Annotated in this window: 15 protein-coding genes; 8 read left to right on the top strand and 7 right to left on the bottom strand. The window is 71.3% G+C overall.

From position 1 onward, the window contains the following. Positions 1-44 precede the first annotated feature (44 nt). The gene (pheA, locus tag HDC37_RS08390; RefSeq protein ID WP_179559946.1) at positions 45-1,019 is read right to left on the bottom strand and encodes a prephenate dehydratase; all 975 of its coding nucleotides are present in this window, start codon (positions 1,017-1,019) and stop codon (positions 45-47) included. A gap of 5 nt (positions 1,020-1,024) precedes the next feature. Beyond that, positions 1,025-1,990, bottom strand: a complete 966-nt coding sequence (locus HDC37_RS08385; RefSeq protein WP_179559945.1) for an EamA family transporter — start codon at positions 1,988-1,990, stop codon at positions 1,025-1,027. A gap of 72 nt (positions 1,991-2,062) precedes the next feature. Between HDC37_RS08385 and HDC37_RS08380 the strand changes: the two genes are divergently transcribed. The 4 genes from HDC37_RS08380 to galE all read left to right on the top strand — a co-directional run bounded on the left by HDC37_RS08380 (position 2,063) and on the right by galE (position 6,390). Further along, positions 2,063-3,019 (top strand): LysR family transcriptional regulator, encoded by a 957-nt coding sequence (locus HDC37_RS08380; RefSeq protein ID WP_179559944.1) that lies wholly within the window; start codon positions 2,063-2,065, stop codon positions 3,017-3,019. Between the two features lie 61 nt (positions 3,020-3,080). Next, on the top strand, positions 3,081-4,721 hold the full coding sequence (gene pgm, locus HDC37_RS08375) for a phosphoglucomutase (alpha-D-glucose-1,6-bisphosphate-dependent) (protein ID WP_179559943.1): 1,641 nt from the start codon (positions 3,081-3,083) through the stop codon (positions 4,719-4,721). A 94-nt stretch (positions 4,722-4,815) separates the two neighbouring features. After that, the gene (locus HDC37_RS08370; RefSeq protein WP_179559942.1) at positions 4,816-5,373 is read left to right on the top strand and encodes a LacI family DNA-binding transcriptional regulator; all 558 of its coding nucleotides are present in this window, start codon (positions 4,816-4,818) and stop codon (positions 5,371-5,373) included. Between the two features lie 36 nt (positions 5,374-5,409). Next, positions 5,410-6,390, top strand: coding sequence for a UDP-glucose 4-epimerase GalE (gene galE / locus HDC37_RS08365; RefSeq protein ID WP_179559941.1), 981 nt, complete (start codon positions 5,410-5,412; stop codon positions 6,388-6,390). Positions 6,391-6,500: 110 nt separating this feature from the next. Here galE and HDC37_RS08360 read toward each other — a convergent pair whose 3' ends face one another. Beyond that, positions 6,501-7,493, bottom strand: a complete 993-nt coding sequence (locus tag HDC37_RS08360; protein ID WP_179560092.1) for a LacI family DNA-binding transcriptional regulator — start codon at positions 7,491-7,493, stop codon at positions 6,501-6,503. A gap of 98 nt (positions 7,494-7,591) precedes the next feature. Here HDC37_RS08360 and galT point away from each other — a divergent pair, with 98 nt between their 5' ends. The 3 genes from galT (at position 7,592) to HDC37_RS08345 (ending at position 10,956) form a co-directional block, all read left to right on the top strand. Next, on the top strand, positions 7,592-8,806 hold the full coding sequence (gene galT, locus HDC37_RS08355) for a galactose-1-phosphate uridylyltransferase (protein WP_179560091.1): 1,215 nt from the start codon (positions 7,592-7,594) through the stop codon (positions 8,804-8,806). Then, complete coding sequence (gene galK, locus HDC37_RS08350; RefSeq protein ID WP_179559940.1) at positions 8,803-10,008, top strand: galactokinase; 1,206 nt, start codon at positions 8,803-8,805, stop codon at positions 10,006-10,008. The genes galT and galK overlap by 4 nt, the downstream gene beginning before the upstream one ends. A gap of 111 nt (positions 10,009-10,119) precedes the next feature. Then, positions 10,120-10,956, top strand: a complete 837-nt coding sequence (locus HDC37_RS08345) for an alpha/beta fold hydrolase (protein ID WP_179559939.1) — start codon at positions 10,120-10,122, stop codon at positions 10,954-10,956. Positions 10,957-11,003: 47 nt separating this feature from the next. On the opposite strand, the gene HDC37_RS08340 is transcribed toward HDC37_RS08345, so the two are convergent. The 3 genes from HDC37_RS08340 to HDC37_RS08330 are packed head-to-tail and all read right to left on the bottom strand — an operon-like array spanning position 11,004 to position 13,577. Further along, positions 11,004-11,597, bottom strand: a complete 594-nt coding sequence (locus HDC37_RS08340; RefSeq protein WP_179559938.1) for a TetR/AcrR family transcriptional regulator — start codon at positions 11,595-11,597, stop codon at positions 11,004-11,006. A gap of 4 nt (positions 11,598-11,601) precedes the next feature. After that, positions 11,602-12,729 (bottom strand): Gfo/Idh/MocA family protein, encoded by a 1,128-nt coding sequence (locus HDC37_RS08335; RefSeq protein WP_179559937.1) that lies wholly within the window; start codon positions 12,727-12,729, stop codon positions 11,602-11,604. Then, positions 12,726-13,577, bottom strand: a complete 852-nt coding sequence (locus tag HDC37_RS08330) for a sugar phosphate isomerase/epimerase (protein ID WP_179560090.1) — start codon at positions 13,575-13,577, stop codon at positions 12,726-12,728. The genes HDC37_RS08335 and HDC37_RS08330 overlap by 4 nt, the downstream gene beginning before the upstream one ends. A 117-nt stretch (positions 13,578-13,694) precedes the next feature. Here HDC37_RS08330 and HDC37_RS08325 point away from each other — a divergent pair, with 117 nt between their 5' ends. Further along, positions 13,695-15,185 (top strand): carboxylesterase family protein, encoded by a 1,491-nt coding sequence (locus HDC37_RS08325; protein WP_179559936.1) that lies wholly within the window; start codon positions 13,695-13,697, stop codon positions 15,183-15,185. A gap of 527 nt (positions 15,186-15,712) precedes the next feature. Here HDC37_RS08325 and HDC37_RS08320 read toward each other — a convergent pair. Continuing rightward, on the bottom strand, positions 15,713-16,699 hold the full coding sequence (locus tag HDC37_RS08320) for an LLM class F420-dependent oxidoreductase (RefSeq protein ID WP_179559935.1): 987 nt from the start codon (positions 16,697-16,699) through the stop codon (positions 15,713-15,715). Position 16,700 lies beyond the last annotated feature (1 nt).

Here is a 16,700-nt window from a genome sequence, read left to right as displayed (position 1 = left end):
GTCAGTGTAGGGCGAGCAGCCGACCGGCGGGAGGACGCGGCGGGTCAGCCCTCGGGCTCGCCGCTGAGAAGGCCCCGCAGCCAGTCGCGCGCCTCGACGAAGACATCGTCGGAGTAGCGGTCTGGGTAGCGCACGACCGCGCGGTCGGCCCGCGGGTACGAGCCGAGGAAGATCACCTTCGGACTGAAGCGGCGAAGACCCATGAGCGCATCGGCCATCCGCTCGTCGTGGACGTGCCCGTCGGCGTCGATGACGAAGCGGTAGCGGCCGAGCTCGTCGCCGATCGGGCGCGAGGCCAGGAGCGAGAGGTTGATCCCCCGGGTGGCGAACTGCTCCAGCATCTCCAGCAGCGCCCCCGGGCGATCGTCGGGAAGCTCGACGATGAGCGAGGTCTTGTCCGCGCCCGTCGGCTCGGGCGGGGCGACGGTCTTCCCCACCAGCACGAATCGGGTCACCGCGTTGGCGTTGTCGCCGATCTTCTCGGCCAGGAGCTCCAGGTCGTGATGCTCGAGGATCCCCGGGGGGGCGATCGCGGCGTCTGCGTCGCTGGTGCCGTCGAGGAGGCCGAGGGCGCTGGCCACATTGCTGGATGCCGGAATGTGCGCGTGGGTGGGAAGGGTGCGCGTCAGCCATTGCAGGCACTGCGCGTAGGCGACCGGATGCGCGGCGATGAGAGAGACGTCGTCCACCCGCATCCCCCGGCGCCCGACGAGGACGAAGTCGACCGGCACCAGGTACTCGCCGATGATGCGCAGCCCCGCGACGGTGGCGAGGGCATCCTGGGCGGTGGACACGCCACCGTCGACGGAGTTCTCGATCGCGATCATCGCCGCGTGGGCGCGGCCGTCGATGACATCGGCGAGTGCCTCGCCGACGTTGTGCACCGGTCGCCAGATCTGACCACGCGCTTCGGGCACCTGGGCGAGCGCCGCTTCGGTGAAGGTGCCGGCCGGTCCGAGGAAGCTGTAGGTCCGGCGGCGGGGAACGGATGCCACGGGCCCGGCGGCGTCGGAAGTCACGGCGTTCAGCCTAGCCGGGCCACCTCTTCCACCGGGTGCGAGCCAGCAAGACCGGTGGTGACGGGTGCGCCGCGGAGGCGGTGGCGGGCCCGCCGCCGTCGACCCCGCGCCGGACGGGAGGCGACCAGGACGCCGCCGATCAGCATGACCCCGCCCACGGCTTCACCGGCGGTGGGCAGCTGCCCGAGGAGAAGCGCCGCCGACGCCATCGCGACGACGGGGGCGAGGAGAACCCACGGCACGACCGACGCCGACCGATTGCGGGCGAGCAGGGAGTTGAACACGGCATAGCCGATGAGGGTGCAGAGGACCCCCGTGTAGAGCGTCGACAGCACGGCCTCGACGCCGAACGCGGCGACTCCTCCGACGACCGCGGCCGGCCCGTCGATCAGGAACGCAAGCCCGAGCGCGGGCACGGGGACCACCAGCGCCGACCACACGGTGAGGGACAGCGCTCCGAGCCGTCCTCGGCCGCTCACGACACCGGCGCGGCGGGCGATGACGTTACCGATCGCCCACGACAGCGCGGCAGCGAGAGCCAGGGCGACCGCGAATGCGGGAGCCTGTCCGCCGCGGCCGAGTGCGACGAGCGCCAACCCGACGACGCCGAGCGCGACCCCGAGGCTCTGAGCCGTCGTCGGCCGCTCGCGAAGGACCCCCGCGGCGAGCACGACGGTCAGCACCGCCTGCGCCTGCAGAAGCAGGGCGGAGAGACCGGGGCTCAGTCCGAGTGCAAGAGACGTGTAGAGCAGCCCGAACTGGCCGAGGCTCATGAACAGGCCGACCCCGACGACCGTTCGCCACGACGTTGCCGGCGGCGGCACGATCACCGCGAACGCCGCGACGAGGAGGAATCGGATCGCGACGAACAGCAGGGGTGGCACGCCGGTCATCCCCCAGTCGATGACGAGGAAGTTGAAGCCCCAAAGGGATGCCACGGCGGCGGCGAGGATCATGTCACGACGGCTCACGTCCTCAGTACAGAGCGGTCGCGGATTAAGCACAAGCAACGTGATCTTCCGATAATTCGATAACGTTGCTTCATGATCGATCTCGAGGCCGTCCTCTCACTGCGGGCGGTCGCCACGCATGGCAGCGTGTCGGCAGCGGCGGGCGCCCTCGGGTACACCCCTTCCGCGGTCTCGCAGCAGGTCAAGCGCCTCGAGCGGGAGACGGGAGTGCCCCTCCTCGAGCGCGTCGGACGCGGTGTGATCCTCACCGATGCCGGAACACGCCTCGTGGTTCACTCCACACCGATCCTCGCCGACCTCGAGCGGTTGCGTGCCGACCTGCACGCCACCGCGAGCGAGGACGCCGCGATCACGGGCGAGTTGCGCATCGCGGCGTTCTCGACGGCAGTGCGAGGTTTGGTCGCTCCGGCGTTGGCGGTGCTCGTCGGGCGTCATCCGCTCTTGAGGGTTCCGGTGCGCGAGAGCGAGCCGTGGGAAACGGTCGCGCTGGTGGCATCCGGGCAACGGGATCTCGGTATCGTGCATCAGTGGGGCGGCGTCGCACTGAGCATGCCTGAGCACCTGGTCGTCACACCCCTCTTCACGGACGTTGCCGACGTCATTCTCCGCCGCGATCATCCCCTCGCTGACCGCCCGGTGCTGAGACCCGCCGACCTCGCCGACGACACATGGGTGGCCACCTTCGAGTCGACGATCTGTCGTCAGTGGCTGCGCCGCCTCTTCGACGGAGTGCCGAATGCGCCGCGGATCGGCTACGAGTCGATGGAATTTCACAGTCACCTCGAGCTGGTGCGCGCGGGGCTCGCCGTCGCGCTCGTTCCGCGGCTCGGTCGCGGCGATCTCGACCCGGATCTCGTCGCAATTCCCACCGTCGACCCCGCCTCCACCCGCGACGTCGTCGCGGTGCACCGTCGATCGCAGGCCGACTCACCGGCCCTGCACGCCACGTTGGGAGCGCTCATCGCGGAGGCGCGGCGCCGGTTCCCCCTGCGCGGCGCCGAGCCCGCCCTCGAAGACACGCGGGCATAGCAGAGGAGCGTCGAGCACGGGAGCGGTGTTCCCCAGCGGTCGCAACAGGCAGACTGGGGACATGACGCGCGCAGGACAGCCCGCCGAGGCCTCCGATCTCATCGACATCGACGCCCTCATCTCCGCCTACTACGACCGCAGACCCGACGCCTCCCTCCCCGCGCAGCGCGTGGCGTTCGGCACGAGCGGTCACCGCGGATCGTCGCTGAACACGAGCTTCAACGAGGACCACATCCTCGCCACCACGCAGGCGATCGTCGATTACCGCCGGATGGCGGGCATCGAGGGCCCGCTGTTCCTCGGTCGCGACACCCACGGGCTCTCCCTCCCCGCCGAGCGGAGCGCGATCGAGGTGCTCGTCGCCTCCGGCGTCGACGTCCGCGTCGACTCCCGCGACTCGTGGGTCCCCACGCCGGCACTGAGCCACGCGATCCTCACCTACAACCGCGGGAAGAGCGCGGATGACCCGGGGCGGGCCGACGGCATCGTGGTGACTCCGAGCCACAACCCTCCCGCCGACGGCGGATTCAAGTACAACCCGCCGCACGGCGGGCCGGCCGATACCGACGCGACCGGGTGGATCGCGAACCGCGCGAACGAGCTGATCGCGGCCGGTCTCGCGGGCGTCGCGCGCACGAAGTACAGCGACATCGACGCCGACACCCTGGGCAGCTACGACTTCCGCGAGGCGTACGTGCGCGACCTCGCCACCATCATCGACATCGACGTCATCCGCTCGGCCGGGGTGCGCATCGGCGCCGACCCGCTCGGGGGCGCCTCGGTGGAGTACTGGGCGCGGATCGCCGAGATGTACGAGCTCGACCTGACGGTCGTGAACCCCGACGTCGATCCGACGTGGCGGTTCATGACGCTGGACTGGGATGAGAAGATCCGCATGGATCCCTCGTCGCCGTCGGCGATGGCGTCGCTCGTGGCGAAGCGTCACGACTACGACATCCTCACCGGGAACGACGCCGACGCCGACCGGCACGGCATCGTCACCCCCGACGCGGGCCTGATGAACCCGAACCACTACCTCGCCGTTGCGATCGACTATCTCTTCTCCCACCGTGAGAACTGGCCCGCCGGAGCGGCGGTGGGAAAGACCCTGGTGTCATCGATGATCATCGACAAGGTCGTCGCGGGCCTCGGCCGCACTCTCTACGAGGTCCCGGTGGGGTTCAAGTGGTTCGTCCCCGGGCTCCTCGACGGCTCGGTCGCCTTCGGCGGCGAGGAGTCGGCGGGCGCCTCCTTCCTCCGCAAGGACGGCACGGTGTGGACGACCGACAAGGACGGCATCCTGCTGTGCCTGCTCGCCGCCGAGATCCTCGCCGTCACCGGGAAGACCCCGTCGAAGCGCTACGCCGAGCTCGAGGCCGAGTTCGGGTCATCCGCCTATCAGCGCGTCGACGCCCCGGCGACCCCCGAGCAGAAGGCGAAGCTGGCGAAGCTGTCGCCCGACGCCGTCGCGGCGACCGAGCTCGCCGGCGACCCGATCACGGCGAAGCTCTCGCACGCCCCCGGGAACGACGCGGCCATCGGGGGGCTGAAGGTGCAGACGGCCGACGCGTGGTTCGCCGCTCGCCCCTCGGGCACGGAGGACGTCTACAAGCTGTACGCCGAGTCGCTGCGCGGCGAAGAGCACCTGCGACAGGTCCAGGAGGAGGCACGGGCGGTCGTCGCGGCGGCCCTGGACGGCTGATCCGCCGCCCCCTTTTCGACCCTGCGCCGACGCGCGGGCGGAGCGTACCGAATTCATCCGCCCACGTCGACCCCGTGGGGCATACACTGACCCTGTGACCGAGAGCGTCGCACTTACCCGAGGTGCCCCCACTCTCCACGATGTCGCCCGCGAAGCGGGGGTGTCGTTGGCGACTGCATCGCGCGTTCTCAACGGCTCGAACCGCAAGGTCGCCGACAGCTACCGGGTCCGCGTCGAGGCGGCTGCGACGAAACTCGGCTACACCGCGAACGTCGCCGCGCAGGCGATCGCGCGCGGCGCCTCGGCGATCACGGCGTTCGTCGTCACCGACATGACCGATGAGGGATTCGGCGCGCTGACCCGTGCGCTGTCGCGCGAAACCGAGGCGGCGGGACTGATCCTCACCGTGGCGGAGACCTGCGGCGACCCCGAGCGGGAGCGCAAGATCCTGCAGACGCTTCGCGGCCAGCGGCCGCAGGGGCTGATCCTCGGGGCTGGCGTCGCTGGGGCCGAAGGTCCCGCAGCGGCAGAGATCACCGCGCTGCAGGCCATGGGGACGCGGGTGGTCACGCTCGCGCCCGAGAGCATCGACGATGATGCGGAGGAGGCGGCCCGCGCCATCCGTGTCATCCGCAACCTTCCCGAGGACTGATCCGGGCCTCGCCGCCAGGTGGGGCAGGATGGAGCCATGTCTTGGCTTGTCACCGGCGGAGCCGGCTACATCGGCGCGCACATCGTCAGAGCACTGGATGCCGCGGGCCTTCCCCCCGTCGTCATTGACGACCTCTCGAGCGGTCACCCGGGGTTCATCCCCGACGGCGTCCCGTTCGTGCGCGGCAGCATCCTCGACCGGGAGCTCATGGAGCACACGCTCCGCGAGCACGCCGTCACCGGCGTCATCCATGTCGCGGGCTTCAAGTACGCCGGCGTCTCGGTGAAGCGGCCCCTGCACACGTACGCCCAGAACGTCGAGGGCACGCGCATCGTGCTCGAGGCGATGGAGGCGGCAGGGGTGACGAACCTGGTGTTCTCCTCCAGCGCCGCGGTCTACGGCACCCCCGACGTACCGCTCGTCACCGAGGACCTCCCCAAGCGCCCCGCGAGCCCGTACGGCGAGTCGAAGCTCATCGGCGAGTGGCTGATCCGCGATCAGGCGGTCGCTACCGCCGAGTCGGCCGCTCCGCTCCGCCACACCTCGCTGCGCTACTTCAACGTGGTGGGATCGGGCGACCGTTCGGTCTCCGACACCTCACCGCACAACCTCTTCCCCCTCGTCTTCGAGGCGCTGATCGAGCGACGCACCCCCCGCATCAACGGCGATGACTACGACACCCCCGACGGCACGAACGTGCGCGACTACGTCCACGTCGCCGACATCGCCGCCGCGCACGCGGTCGCCGCGCAGCGCCTTGCGGCGGGCGACCCGGTCGAGGCCGCCTACAACCTGGGGTCGGGCGACGGCCTGTCGGTGCGCCAGATCATGGACGCCATGGTGCGTGTCACCGGCATCGACTTCACCCCCGAGATCGGGCCGCGTCGCCCCGGCGACCCCGACCGGATCGTCGCAACCGGAGAGCTCGCGGCCCGCGACCTCGATTGGAAGATGAGCTACAGCGTCGACGAGATGGTCCGCACGGGGTGGGAGGCGCGGCGGGCCGCCGAAGCGTGACGCTCTCTTGGCGCCGCGCGACGCCCGCATCAGCTGCACCCGCTGCGGAGGGTGGGAAACCCCGACATCGAGGCGTCGGCACGGGTCAGCGCCGGGAAGCGGTCCGTGGGTCAGCGCCGGGGAGCGGTGCTGTCGCGCACGACGAGGGTCGGAGTGAGCGTCTCGACGACCGGCGCGGTGTCGGCCGCCGACTCGACATCGTCGAGGAGCACCTCGACGGCGCGGGCACCGAGAGCGTCGAAGTCCTGACGGACCGTCGTCAGCGGCGGACGGTACTCGGCGGCGTCGGCGATGTCGTCGAAGCCGACCACGCTGACATCGCGCGGCACATCGTGGCCGGCGTCGGCCAGGGCCCGCAGGGCGCCGAGGGCCATCTGGTCGTTGGCGACGAAGACGGCGGTGGCACCGCCGAGGCTCCCAGCGGCGGCATGACCGGATGCTGCGCTCCAATCGCCGCGCACCGGCACGGGCGCCTCGAGCGCGGCCTCGGCGAGCGCCGTCCGCCATCCCCGCTCCCGCTCCCGGGCGGCGAACGAATCGGAGGGCCCGGCGATGTGGGCGATGCGGCGATGACCGAGGGCGAGCAGGTGAGCGGTGGCCGCGGCCGCGCCCGCGGCATGGTCGGTCTGGACGACGTGCGCTCCCGACCCCTCCGTCGCGCTCGATCGGGGATCCGCGGGAGCGTCGACCAGCACGAGGCGGAAGCCCGCCGCCGCGGGAACCGCCGCCGCGAACGGCGTCGCCTCGTTCAGCACCACAGCGCCGTCGACCCCCTGATCGGCGAGCCGGGCGAACGCGTCGTCGGCGGACTCCGGTCCGGCGACCGTCGCGATGGCCAGGCCGTACCCTCGCCCGGCGGCGGCTGCCGCCACCGCCTGGAGCATGCGGGAGTTCCCCACGGTGGCGAGGGTGGCGACGACGAGGCCGATCGTCTGCGTACGGCCGGTGCGCAGCGCGCGCGCGGCGCGGTGCGGGCGGTAGCCGAGCCGGGCCATGGCCTCCTCGACCCGTGCGCGCGTCGCCGGATCCACGCGCGGGCTGGCGTTGACGACCCGGGAGACGGTCTGACCCGACACCCCGGCAGCGGCGGCGACATCGGCCATCGACACTCGACGCACGGCTCACTCCCCCCGACGCAACTCCGGCGATTCGCGACGTGTTGACGTTATCACGGGGGTCGGGCTAGCATGTTGACGTGAACATGCAGGAGTTCGGCGCCACCGATGCCCCGTCGACCGAGGCCCCGTCGACGATCCCCGCTGCCGAGACGCTGTCCGGCGGCGTCACGAAACGCCCCACCCGCCTCGCCGACGGTCGGGAGCTGATCTACTTCGACGATCCCGACACCACGCTCGGCCCGGAACGGTCGGTCGACGCCCGCGCCCTGGATCCTCGGCCCGAGACCGCCACGATGCGCCTCGACGTGCTCACCGGCGACTGGATCTCGGTGGCGGCATCCCGCCAGAACCGCGCCTTCCTCCCGCCCGCCGAACTCGACCCGCTCGCCCCGCAGACGCCGACCAACCCGTCCGAGATCCCCTCGCGCTACGACGTAGCCGTCTTCGAGAACCGATCTCCCTCGTTCGGCCCGGCGCTGCGCACCGCCCGCGACGACGCGCCCGCAGCCGCCGACCCGCCGCAGGGGCTCGACGACCTCGACGACCTGGCGCTCGGCCGCACCCGCACCTCGGTCGGCCGCTGCGAGGTGGTTTGCTTCAGTCCCGCGCACGAGGGCTCGTTCGGCACCCAGACACCCATCCGCGCCCGCACGGTGATCGAGGCGTGGGCCGACCGCACCGCCGCCCTGTCGGCCCTCCCCGGGATCGAGCAGGTCTTCCCCTTCGAAAACCGCGGCGAAGCGATCGGCGTCACGCTCGCCCACCCGCACGGACAGATCTACGCCTACCCCTACGTCACCCCGCGTACCCAGCAGCTCCTCCGCTCGCTGGACAAGGCCGGGCCCGACCTCTTCTCGCGCATCCTCGACAGCGAGCGGGCGTCCGGCCGCGTGATCCTCAGCGGCGAGCACTGGACGGCGTTCGTCCCCTTCGCCGCGCGCTGGCCGATCGAGGTGCACCTGCTCCCCCATCGCCACGTCGCCGACTTCGCCGAGACCAGCTCCGACGAGCGCGACGAGCTCGCGCCGCTGTACCTGCGACTGCTTCGCGGCATCGACGCCCTGTACGACTCGCCCACCCCCTACATCGCCGCCTGGCACCAGGCGCCCGTCCACGTCGCCCGCGACAGCGCACGCCTGCACCTGCAGCTGACCTCGCCTCGTCGCGCCGCCGACAAGCTGAAGTTCCTCGCCGGATCCGAAGCGGCGATGGGCGCATGGATCGGCGACATCCCCCCTGAGTCCGCTGCCGAGCGTCTGCGCGACGCCGTGGCATCCGTCCCCGAGGAAGCACTGTGACCGCTGCATCGCCCGACGCCCTCGACCCGCGGAAGGCGGCGCTCGACGCCCTCACCCGCCTCACCGACGCCCCCGCGGCCGGCGTCTGGTCGTCCCCGGGACGGGTGAACCTGATCGGCGAGCACACCGATTACAACGACGGCTTCGTGCTGCCCTTGGCGATCCCCCACCGCACGGTCGCCGCCGTGGCGCCGAACAGCGAGAACGTCCTTCGTGTCACCTCGACCTTCGCCGATGCTCCGGTCTCCGTCGCCCTCGCCGACCTCGAGGGCCTGTTCCCGCAGGCGCGGGAGTCCATCACCGAGTGGGCGCGCTATCCGCTCGGCGTGGCCTGGGCGCTGCAGGCGGCCGCTCCCGACGCGGCGGCCGCGCACGCGGCCGGGCTCGACATCGCGATCGCGTCGAACGTGCCCGTCGGCGCCGGCCTGTCGTCGTCGGCGGCGATCGAAGGCGCCGTCGCCGTCGCTCTGAACGATCTGTGGCAGCTCGGCCTCGATCGCCCCGCCCTCGCGCGTGCCGGGCGGCGCGCCGAGAACGAGGCGGTTGGCGCCCCCACGGGGATCATGGATCAGATGGCCTCGATCCTGGGCGCCGCCGACGCGGCGATCCTCCTGGACTGCCGGAGCCTCGAGGTCGAGACCGTCGACCTCGGGTTCGACGCCGCCGGACTGACCCTGCTCGTGATGGACACGCGCGTGCAGCACTCGCACGCCTCGGGCGGCTACGGCGAGCGCCGCGCCTCCTGCGAGGCGGGTGCGGCAGCGCTCGGGGTCACGTCACTCCGCGATCTGGACATCAACGACCTCGACCGCGCCGAGCGCGAGCTCGACGACGTCACCTTCCGGCGCGTGCGTCATGTCGTCACCGAGAATCAGCGGGTGCTCGATACGGTGCGGATGCTGCGAAGCAACGGTCCGCGATCGATCGGCGATCTTCTCCTCGCCTCGCACGCGTCGATGCGTGACGACTTCGAGATCTCGGTTCCCGAGCTCGACGCGGCCGTCGACGCGGCCGTCGAGGCCGGAGCGATCGGCGCGCGGATGACCGGCGGCGGGTTCGGCGGAGCGGCGATCGCCCTCGTGGACCGCGATCGCATCGCCGAGGTGACCGACGCGGTGACGCGGACCTTCGTCGAGCGCGGCTTCGCCGCGCCGACGATCTTCCCGGTCACCGCTGCCGACGGCGCGCGCCGCGAGAGCTGACCGGTCTACTCCCCCACCCCACCCCGCGCAAGACCTGCCGCCGTGGCATCCCCCGTCCTACGCTGGCGGATGGCGCCACCCGGCGCCGCCACCGGAAAGAGGGAAACTCGCATGGCCTTCGTCACCGTCGGAACCGACAACTCTGCCGATATCCAGCTCTTCTACACCGACCAGGGATCGGGGCAGGCGGTCGTGCTCATCCACGGCTTCCCCCTCGACGGAGAGTCGTGGAACAAGCAGCAGGCCGCGCTGCTCGACGCCGGGTACCGCGTCATCGCGTACGACCGACGCGGTTTCGGCGGCTCGAGCAAGGTGGGCACGGGGTACGACTACGACACCTTCGCCTCCGACCTCGACGCCCTGATGAAGCGCCTCGACCTCGCCGACGCCGTGCTCGTGGCATTCTCGATGGGCACCGGCGAGATCGCCCGCTACCTCGCCCACTACGGCAGCGGGCAGGTCTCGAAGGCCGCGTTCCTGGGCTCGCTCGAGCCCTTCCTCCTCAAGACCGACGACAATCCCGACGGTGCCGCGCCGCAGGAGTTCTTCGACGAGACCGCGGCCGCGGTGAAGAAGGACCGGTACGCGTTCCTGACCGGTTTCTTCCACGACTTCTACAACCTCGACGACACCCTCGGCTCCCGCATCTCGCAGGAAGCCGTGGATGCCAGCATCCAGACCGCGAACCGCGCGGGGAACACCGCGATCGCGGCGGCCCCGCTGACATGGCCGACCGATTTCCGCGCCGACATCGCCAAGATCGACGTCCCGACCCTCATCGTCCACGGGACCGCCGACAACATTCTGCCGATCGACGCCACGGGTCGCCGGTTCCGCGAGATGCTCCCGGACGCGACCTACGTCGAGATCGAGGGCGCCCCGCACGGGATGCTCTGGACCCACGGCGACGAGGTCAACGAGGCGCTGCTGCGATTCCTCGCGTCCTGAAGCCGGGCGACGGCGCGCACAGCGAAGCGCCGGCACCCAGCGTCGCGTCAGGGCGCGAGGAGCCGTTCGAGCACGGCGAGGATGCGGGCGTGGTCGAGGCTGGGTTCGAGCAGCCACTGCGACTGAAGTCCGTCGGAGGCGGCGATGACGAGGGCGGCGACGTCGTCGGCATCGACGTCGACGCGCATCCGCCCCTGAGCCTGGTTCTCCCGGACGCGGGTCGAGAGCTCCTCGCGCAGTCGCGCGAAGCGGGTCGAGACGAATTCGCGGGCGACGGGGCGGTCGTCCTCGAGAGCGGCGGCGACGAGGGTCGAGTACAGTTGCACGAGGCCCGGGATCTCGCGGTTGCGCTCGGCCGAGAGACGCATGAGCTCGGTCGGGGTCATCTCGGAGGCCAGGGGCACGGCGCGCTCCCGCTGCGACTCGCGGTAGACCTCGACCAGCAGCTCCTCGAGAGATCCGAAGTAGTGCCGGAGGGCAGCGTGGGTCACCCCCACCTCGCTGGCGATCGCGCGGAGGCTCGTGCGGTCCGACCCTCGGCGGGCGAAGACCTCGATCGCACGATCGAGGATCTCCTGCCGCCGCGCGATGCCCTTCGGCGAGACGCCCCGGCTCTCCGGCGACGCCGGTTCCGCGGTCATCCGTTCAGAGGGTCCGGGCGAACGGGTCGAAGTCCGCGTCCACGACGGGCACGGGGTCGACGGTGCTCGCCACACGGACGGACTCGCCCGTCTCGATCGACTGCTCCGCCGAGAGCATGACGTCCAGGACGTGCAGCGCCAGGTCTCCGCTCGCGACGTGGGGTCGCCCGCCGGCGACCGCGCGCACCATGTCGAGAAGGCCCAGCCCGCGGCCGACGACCACACCCTCCTGCGCGATGTCGATCCACTCCTGCTCGACGCTCATGCCGTCTCGGAGCACCCCCAGCGGCTTCACGTACGCGATGCGCCCGGCGAACTGGTTGGGGTCCGGCAGCACGATCGAGCCCTCGGTGCCGTGCACCTCGAACACGCCCGTGCGCTCGAGCGCGGAGTCGAAGCTCAGCAGGCTCTGCGCCTGCTGTCCGCTCTCGAAGCCGGTGACGACCTGCACCGTCGTGGGTACCTCCACCGGGAACGAGGTGCCCGCGAGCGGTCCGGTGTGGATGTCGCGCTCCGCGCGTGCCTTCCGCCCGACAGCCGACACCCGATTGACCGGGCCGAAGAGGCTGACCAGCCCCGAGAAGTAGTACGGCCCCATGTCGAGCAGCGGGCCGGCGCCCTTGGCGAAGAGGAACTGCGGTGCCGGATGCCAGAGGTCGGGCCCCTGCGTCTGGAACAGCGTCTGCGCGAAGAGCGGTTCGCCGATCACACCCGCGGCGATCGCGCGCTTGGCCGTCTGGAAGCCGGGTCCGAGGATGGTGTCGGGCGCCGAGCCGACGCGCAGGCCCGCGGCCGCCGCGGCGGCGAGGAGCTCGGCGGCGCCCTCGCGATCGAGACCGATGGGCTTCTCGGTCCACACGTGCTTGCCGGCCGCGACCGCCCGCATCGACACCTCGATGTGCGCGGCGGGGATCGTGAGGTTCACCACGACCTGCACGTCGGGGTTGGCCAGCACGTCGTCGACGGTGCCCCAGGCCCGGACGCCGTGCTTCCGGGCCTGCGCCTCGGCACGGTCGACGAGGAGGTCACCGACGATGACGACGTCCACGTCGGGGAAGGACTGCAGGTTCTCGAGGTAGGTGTCGCTGATGACCCCGGCGCCGATGACGCCGACCCCGACCGCACCGCTCATCGGACGAACCCCCCGTCGCGAAGGAAGGCCAGGCTCGCGGCAATGTCGTCGAAGACGTCGCCCGGCGGGTTGTCGTACTCGATGACCGCATAGCGGATCGCGCCCTCGCCGGCGCGGAGCGCCGCGGCGAGAGGCACGTCGCCCGTGCCGGCATGGCGCTGCGCGAGCGTGCCCGACCCGAAGGCGGGGGCGTCGGGGGCGAAGGGATTGGATGCCGGAACGGCGCCGTCCTTCACGTGCACGGCCAGCAGCCGCCCGCCCAACCGCGAGACGAGCGCGGGCACGTCCTGCCCGCCGGCCGCGGCCCAGTACAGGTCGAGTTCGAGCGCGATGCGGGCATCGGTGAGCGCGACGAAGCGCTCATAGGCCGTCACCCCGTCGAAGCTCGCGACGAACTCCTGCGAGTGGTTGTGGTACCCCACGGTGAGCCCGAACGTCGCTGCGAGGTCGACGACCCGGTTCAGGCGCTCCGCAAGCTCGGCGACGCTGTCCTCGGTGAGCCAGCGGTCCACCGGGACGAAGGGATCGATCACGGTCTGCACACCGATGCGCGCGGCGGCCTCGAGGACCACCTCGGGAGCGGGCGTGGGGATCGCGCCGTCGGGGGTCCACAGCTCGTCGCTGAGAAGCGGCGCGTGCCCGGTGGGGGCGTCCAGCCCGCTGGCATCGAGCGCCGCACGGATCTCGTCGGGTCGGTCGACGAACGCGAACGCCTCGACGTGGCGGAGCCCGATCTCAGCGAGGCGGTCGAGCGATCGGCGGGGATCGGCGGTGAACTGCTCGGCCAGGGTGTACAGCTGGACCGACGCTTCGGGCAGGGCTTCGGGCAGGGCTTCCGGATGCGCCATCGCGACCTCTTCTCTCACGTCGGCTCGTCGGCCGATCGGGACGTTGGAGCCGAGGCTACCAGAAAACCTCCACGTGGAGGTTTTCTCCTCCGGAGTCGGTGGCGCGCACGCCGTACGATGACCACCGTGAACGATGCGGTCATCACCCTCTCCTGCGGCGCGGTGCGGGGCGTGTGGCGGGGGGAGCCGGGCGACCCCGGAGCATCCGCTGCCTTCCTCGGCATCCCCTTCGCCGAGCCCCCCGTCGGCGAACGCCGCTTCGCCGCCCCGGTCCCGGTCGCACCCTGGGAGGGCGTGCGCGACGCGACCACGTACGGCGCGACGGCGCAGCGCGGTGACACCGGCATCACGCTGATCCCCGAGCCCTCGGTCGACGGCGAATCGACCCTGAACGTCAATGTCTTCACGCCCCGCCCCGGTGACGCCGAGGCGGCTCTGCCCGTGCTGGTCTACATCCACGGCGGGGGGTTCACCTCGGGGTCGCCGGCGAGCCCCTGGTACGACGGGCGCGCGTTCAACCGCGACGGGGTCGTCACCGTCTCGATCTCCTACCGCCTCGGTTTCGACGGGTTCGGTGAGATCCCCGGCGCGCCGAGCAACCGCGGTGTCCGCGACTGGCTTGCGGCGCTGGAGTGGGTGCAGCGGCACATCCGCGACTTCGGCGGCGATCCGTCGCGCGTGACGATCGCGGGTCAGTCCGCCGGCGGCGGGGCGGTGCTCACCCTTCTCGGCATGCCGGCGGCCCAGCACCTCTTCCACGCCGCGTGGGCGCTCTCGCCCGCCCTCGGCGACGTCCCGGCGTCGCTTGCACGGGAGCGCTCGAAGCGACTCGCCGACCTGGCGGGCGTCCCCGCCACCCTCGAAGGGTTCCGCTCCGTTCCCGAGGAGCACTTGCTCGCGCGGCAACGGGATGCCGCGAAGGTGGCGTCGAAGGATCCGCTGGCGCCCCTGACCGGCATCCTCCGCGACGGACTCCCCTGGGGGCCCGTCGTCGACGGCGATCTCCTCCCCCGCGCGACGATCGAGTCGCTTCGCGCCGGCGTGGGCGGGGAGAAGGCGCTCGTCGTCGGGGCGACGGACGACGAGTTCACGATGATCACGGACGGCCTCCGCGTGCCGCTGCGATTGATCCCGCCTGCTCTCCTGCTGCGACGGATCGGCGTCGGCCGCGAGGTCGTCAGGGCCTACCTCACCGCGAACGGGCCTCAGCGGCGCACGGGCGGGGCAGCCCTGATCGGCCGCTTCATCAGCGACAGCATCTTCCGCTCGACCGTGGTGCGCGCCGCCGAGGCGCGCGGCGACGCCGACACCTGGGTGTACGCCTTCTCGTGGCCCTCCCCGACGCGCAGGTGGTCGCTGCACTGCCTCGACGTGCCGTTCTGGTTCGACGGCCTCGACCTCGACGGCGTCGCCGCGATCGCGGGCGACAGCCCGCCGCGGTCTCTCGCCGACGCCGTCCACGGTTCGGCGGTGGCGCTCATCCGCGACGGCGACCCGGGGTGGCCGACCTGGGCGAGCACGCCGGGAACGGCGCGTGTCTTCGGCGGACCCGCGTCCGCACCCGATGTGGTGCGCGACGCGTTCGCGGGCGTCGCTGCGCTCGTGTGACGCTCCTCCGCGAGGGTCGCCGCGCTCGTGTGACCCTCCTTCGCGGGCGTGGCCGCGCTCGTGTGACCCTCCTCCGCGAGGATTTTCGCGCTCACGAGGATCGCCGGGCGGTGCGGGATCCTCAGGAGCGCGGAAATCCTCGAGAGCACGAGAACCCTTCCGGGAAGGGGCAGACGCGTGATTCCTCGGTCACGCGGGAATCCGCGCTCACGAGGATCGCCAGGCGGTGCGGGATCCTCAGGAGCGCGAAAGTCCGCGGGAGCGCGAAAACCCTTCCGGGAAGGGGCAGACGCGCGATTCCTCCCCCACGCGGAAATCCGCGCTCACGAGGATCACCGGGCGGTGCGGGATCCTCAGGAGCGCGAAAATCCTCGGGAGCGCGAGAACCCTTCCGGGAAGGGGCACACGCGTGATTCCTCGGTCAGGCGGAGATCCGCGCTCACGAGGAGATTCCCGCAGCATCCGATCCTCAGGAGCGCGAAAATCCTCGCGAGCGCGAAGAGCGGGCCTGGGCCTGGGCCTGCGCCTCACCGCAGCGCCGGGATGACCTGGCGCTCGAACTCGCTCACACCTGATCGGTCGTACGCGTGCTCGGGGAAGTAGTGGATGGCGTAGCCGAGGCCGCGTTCGCGCAGCGCGGCGAGGCGCTCGGCGACCTGCTCGGGGGTGCCGACGAGGCCGCGGCCGGAGTGGTATTCCGCCATGAAGGCCGCCGTCCGGTCCCCGAGGTAGGGCGCGACGCGCTGCTCGATGCGATCGAGTCGCGCCGCGACATCCTTCTCGTTCTCGCCGATGACGGTGTTGAAGTTCGCCGACCGCACGATCTCGGCCTGGTCGCGACCGATGTCGTCGGCATGCGCGCGCAGGATCTCGTCCTTGCGGGTGAACTCCTCGGGGTCGCTCGACCAGTTGGTGTACTGGGCGTACTTCGCCGCGATCTTCAGGGTCACCTTCTCGCCACCGCCGGCGATCCACAGCGGAATGCCGCCGTCCTGAAGCGGCAGCGGGCGCACGAGGGCGCCGTCGACGTCGTAGTGACGGCCGTGGAACGTGGCGGTGCCGGTGGTCCAGGCCTGGCGCATGATCTCCACGCCCTCCTCGAGCATGCCCAGGCGATCGCCGATCTTCGGGAACCCGTAGCCGTAGGCCCGCCACTCGTGCTCGTACCAGCCGCCGCCGATGCCCATCTCGGTGCGTCCGCCCGAGACGATGTCGACGGTGGCGGCGACCTTCGCAAGATAGGCGGGGTTGCGGTACCCCATGCACGTGCACATCTGCCCGAGGCGGATGCGGTCGGTGACGGCGGCGAACGACGCCATGAGCGTCCATGCCTCATGCGTCGCCTCCTCGCTCGGCACGGGGACGGTGTGGAAGTGGTCGTAGACCCACAGTGACTCCCAGGGACCCCGGTCGGCGTGCTGCGCGAGTTCGCGCATCACCCGCCACTGATCTGCGGGGTCGATGTCGACGAGGTCGTGGCGCCAGCCCTGGGGGATGAAGAGTCCGTATCGCACG

It is taken from the genome of Microbacterium sp. AK009 (assembly GCF_013410955.1).
GTDB lineage: Bacteria > Actinomycetota > Actinomycetes > Actinomycetales > Microbacteriaceae > Microbacterium.
The sequence above is the reverse complement of the archived record's forward strand: the minus strand, read 5'-3'. Positions and strand labels throughout refer to the sequence as shown.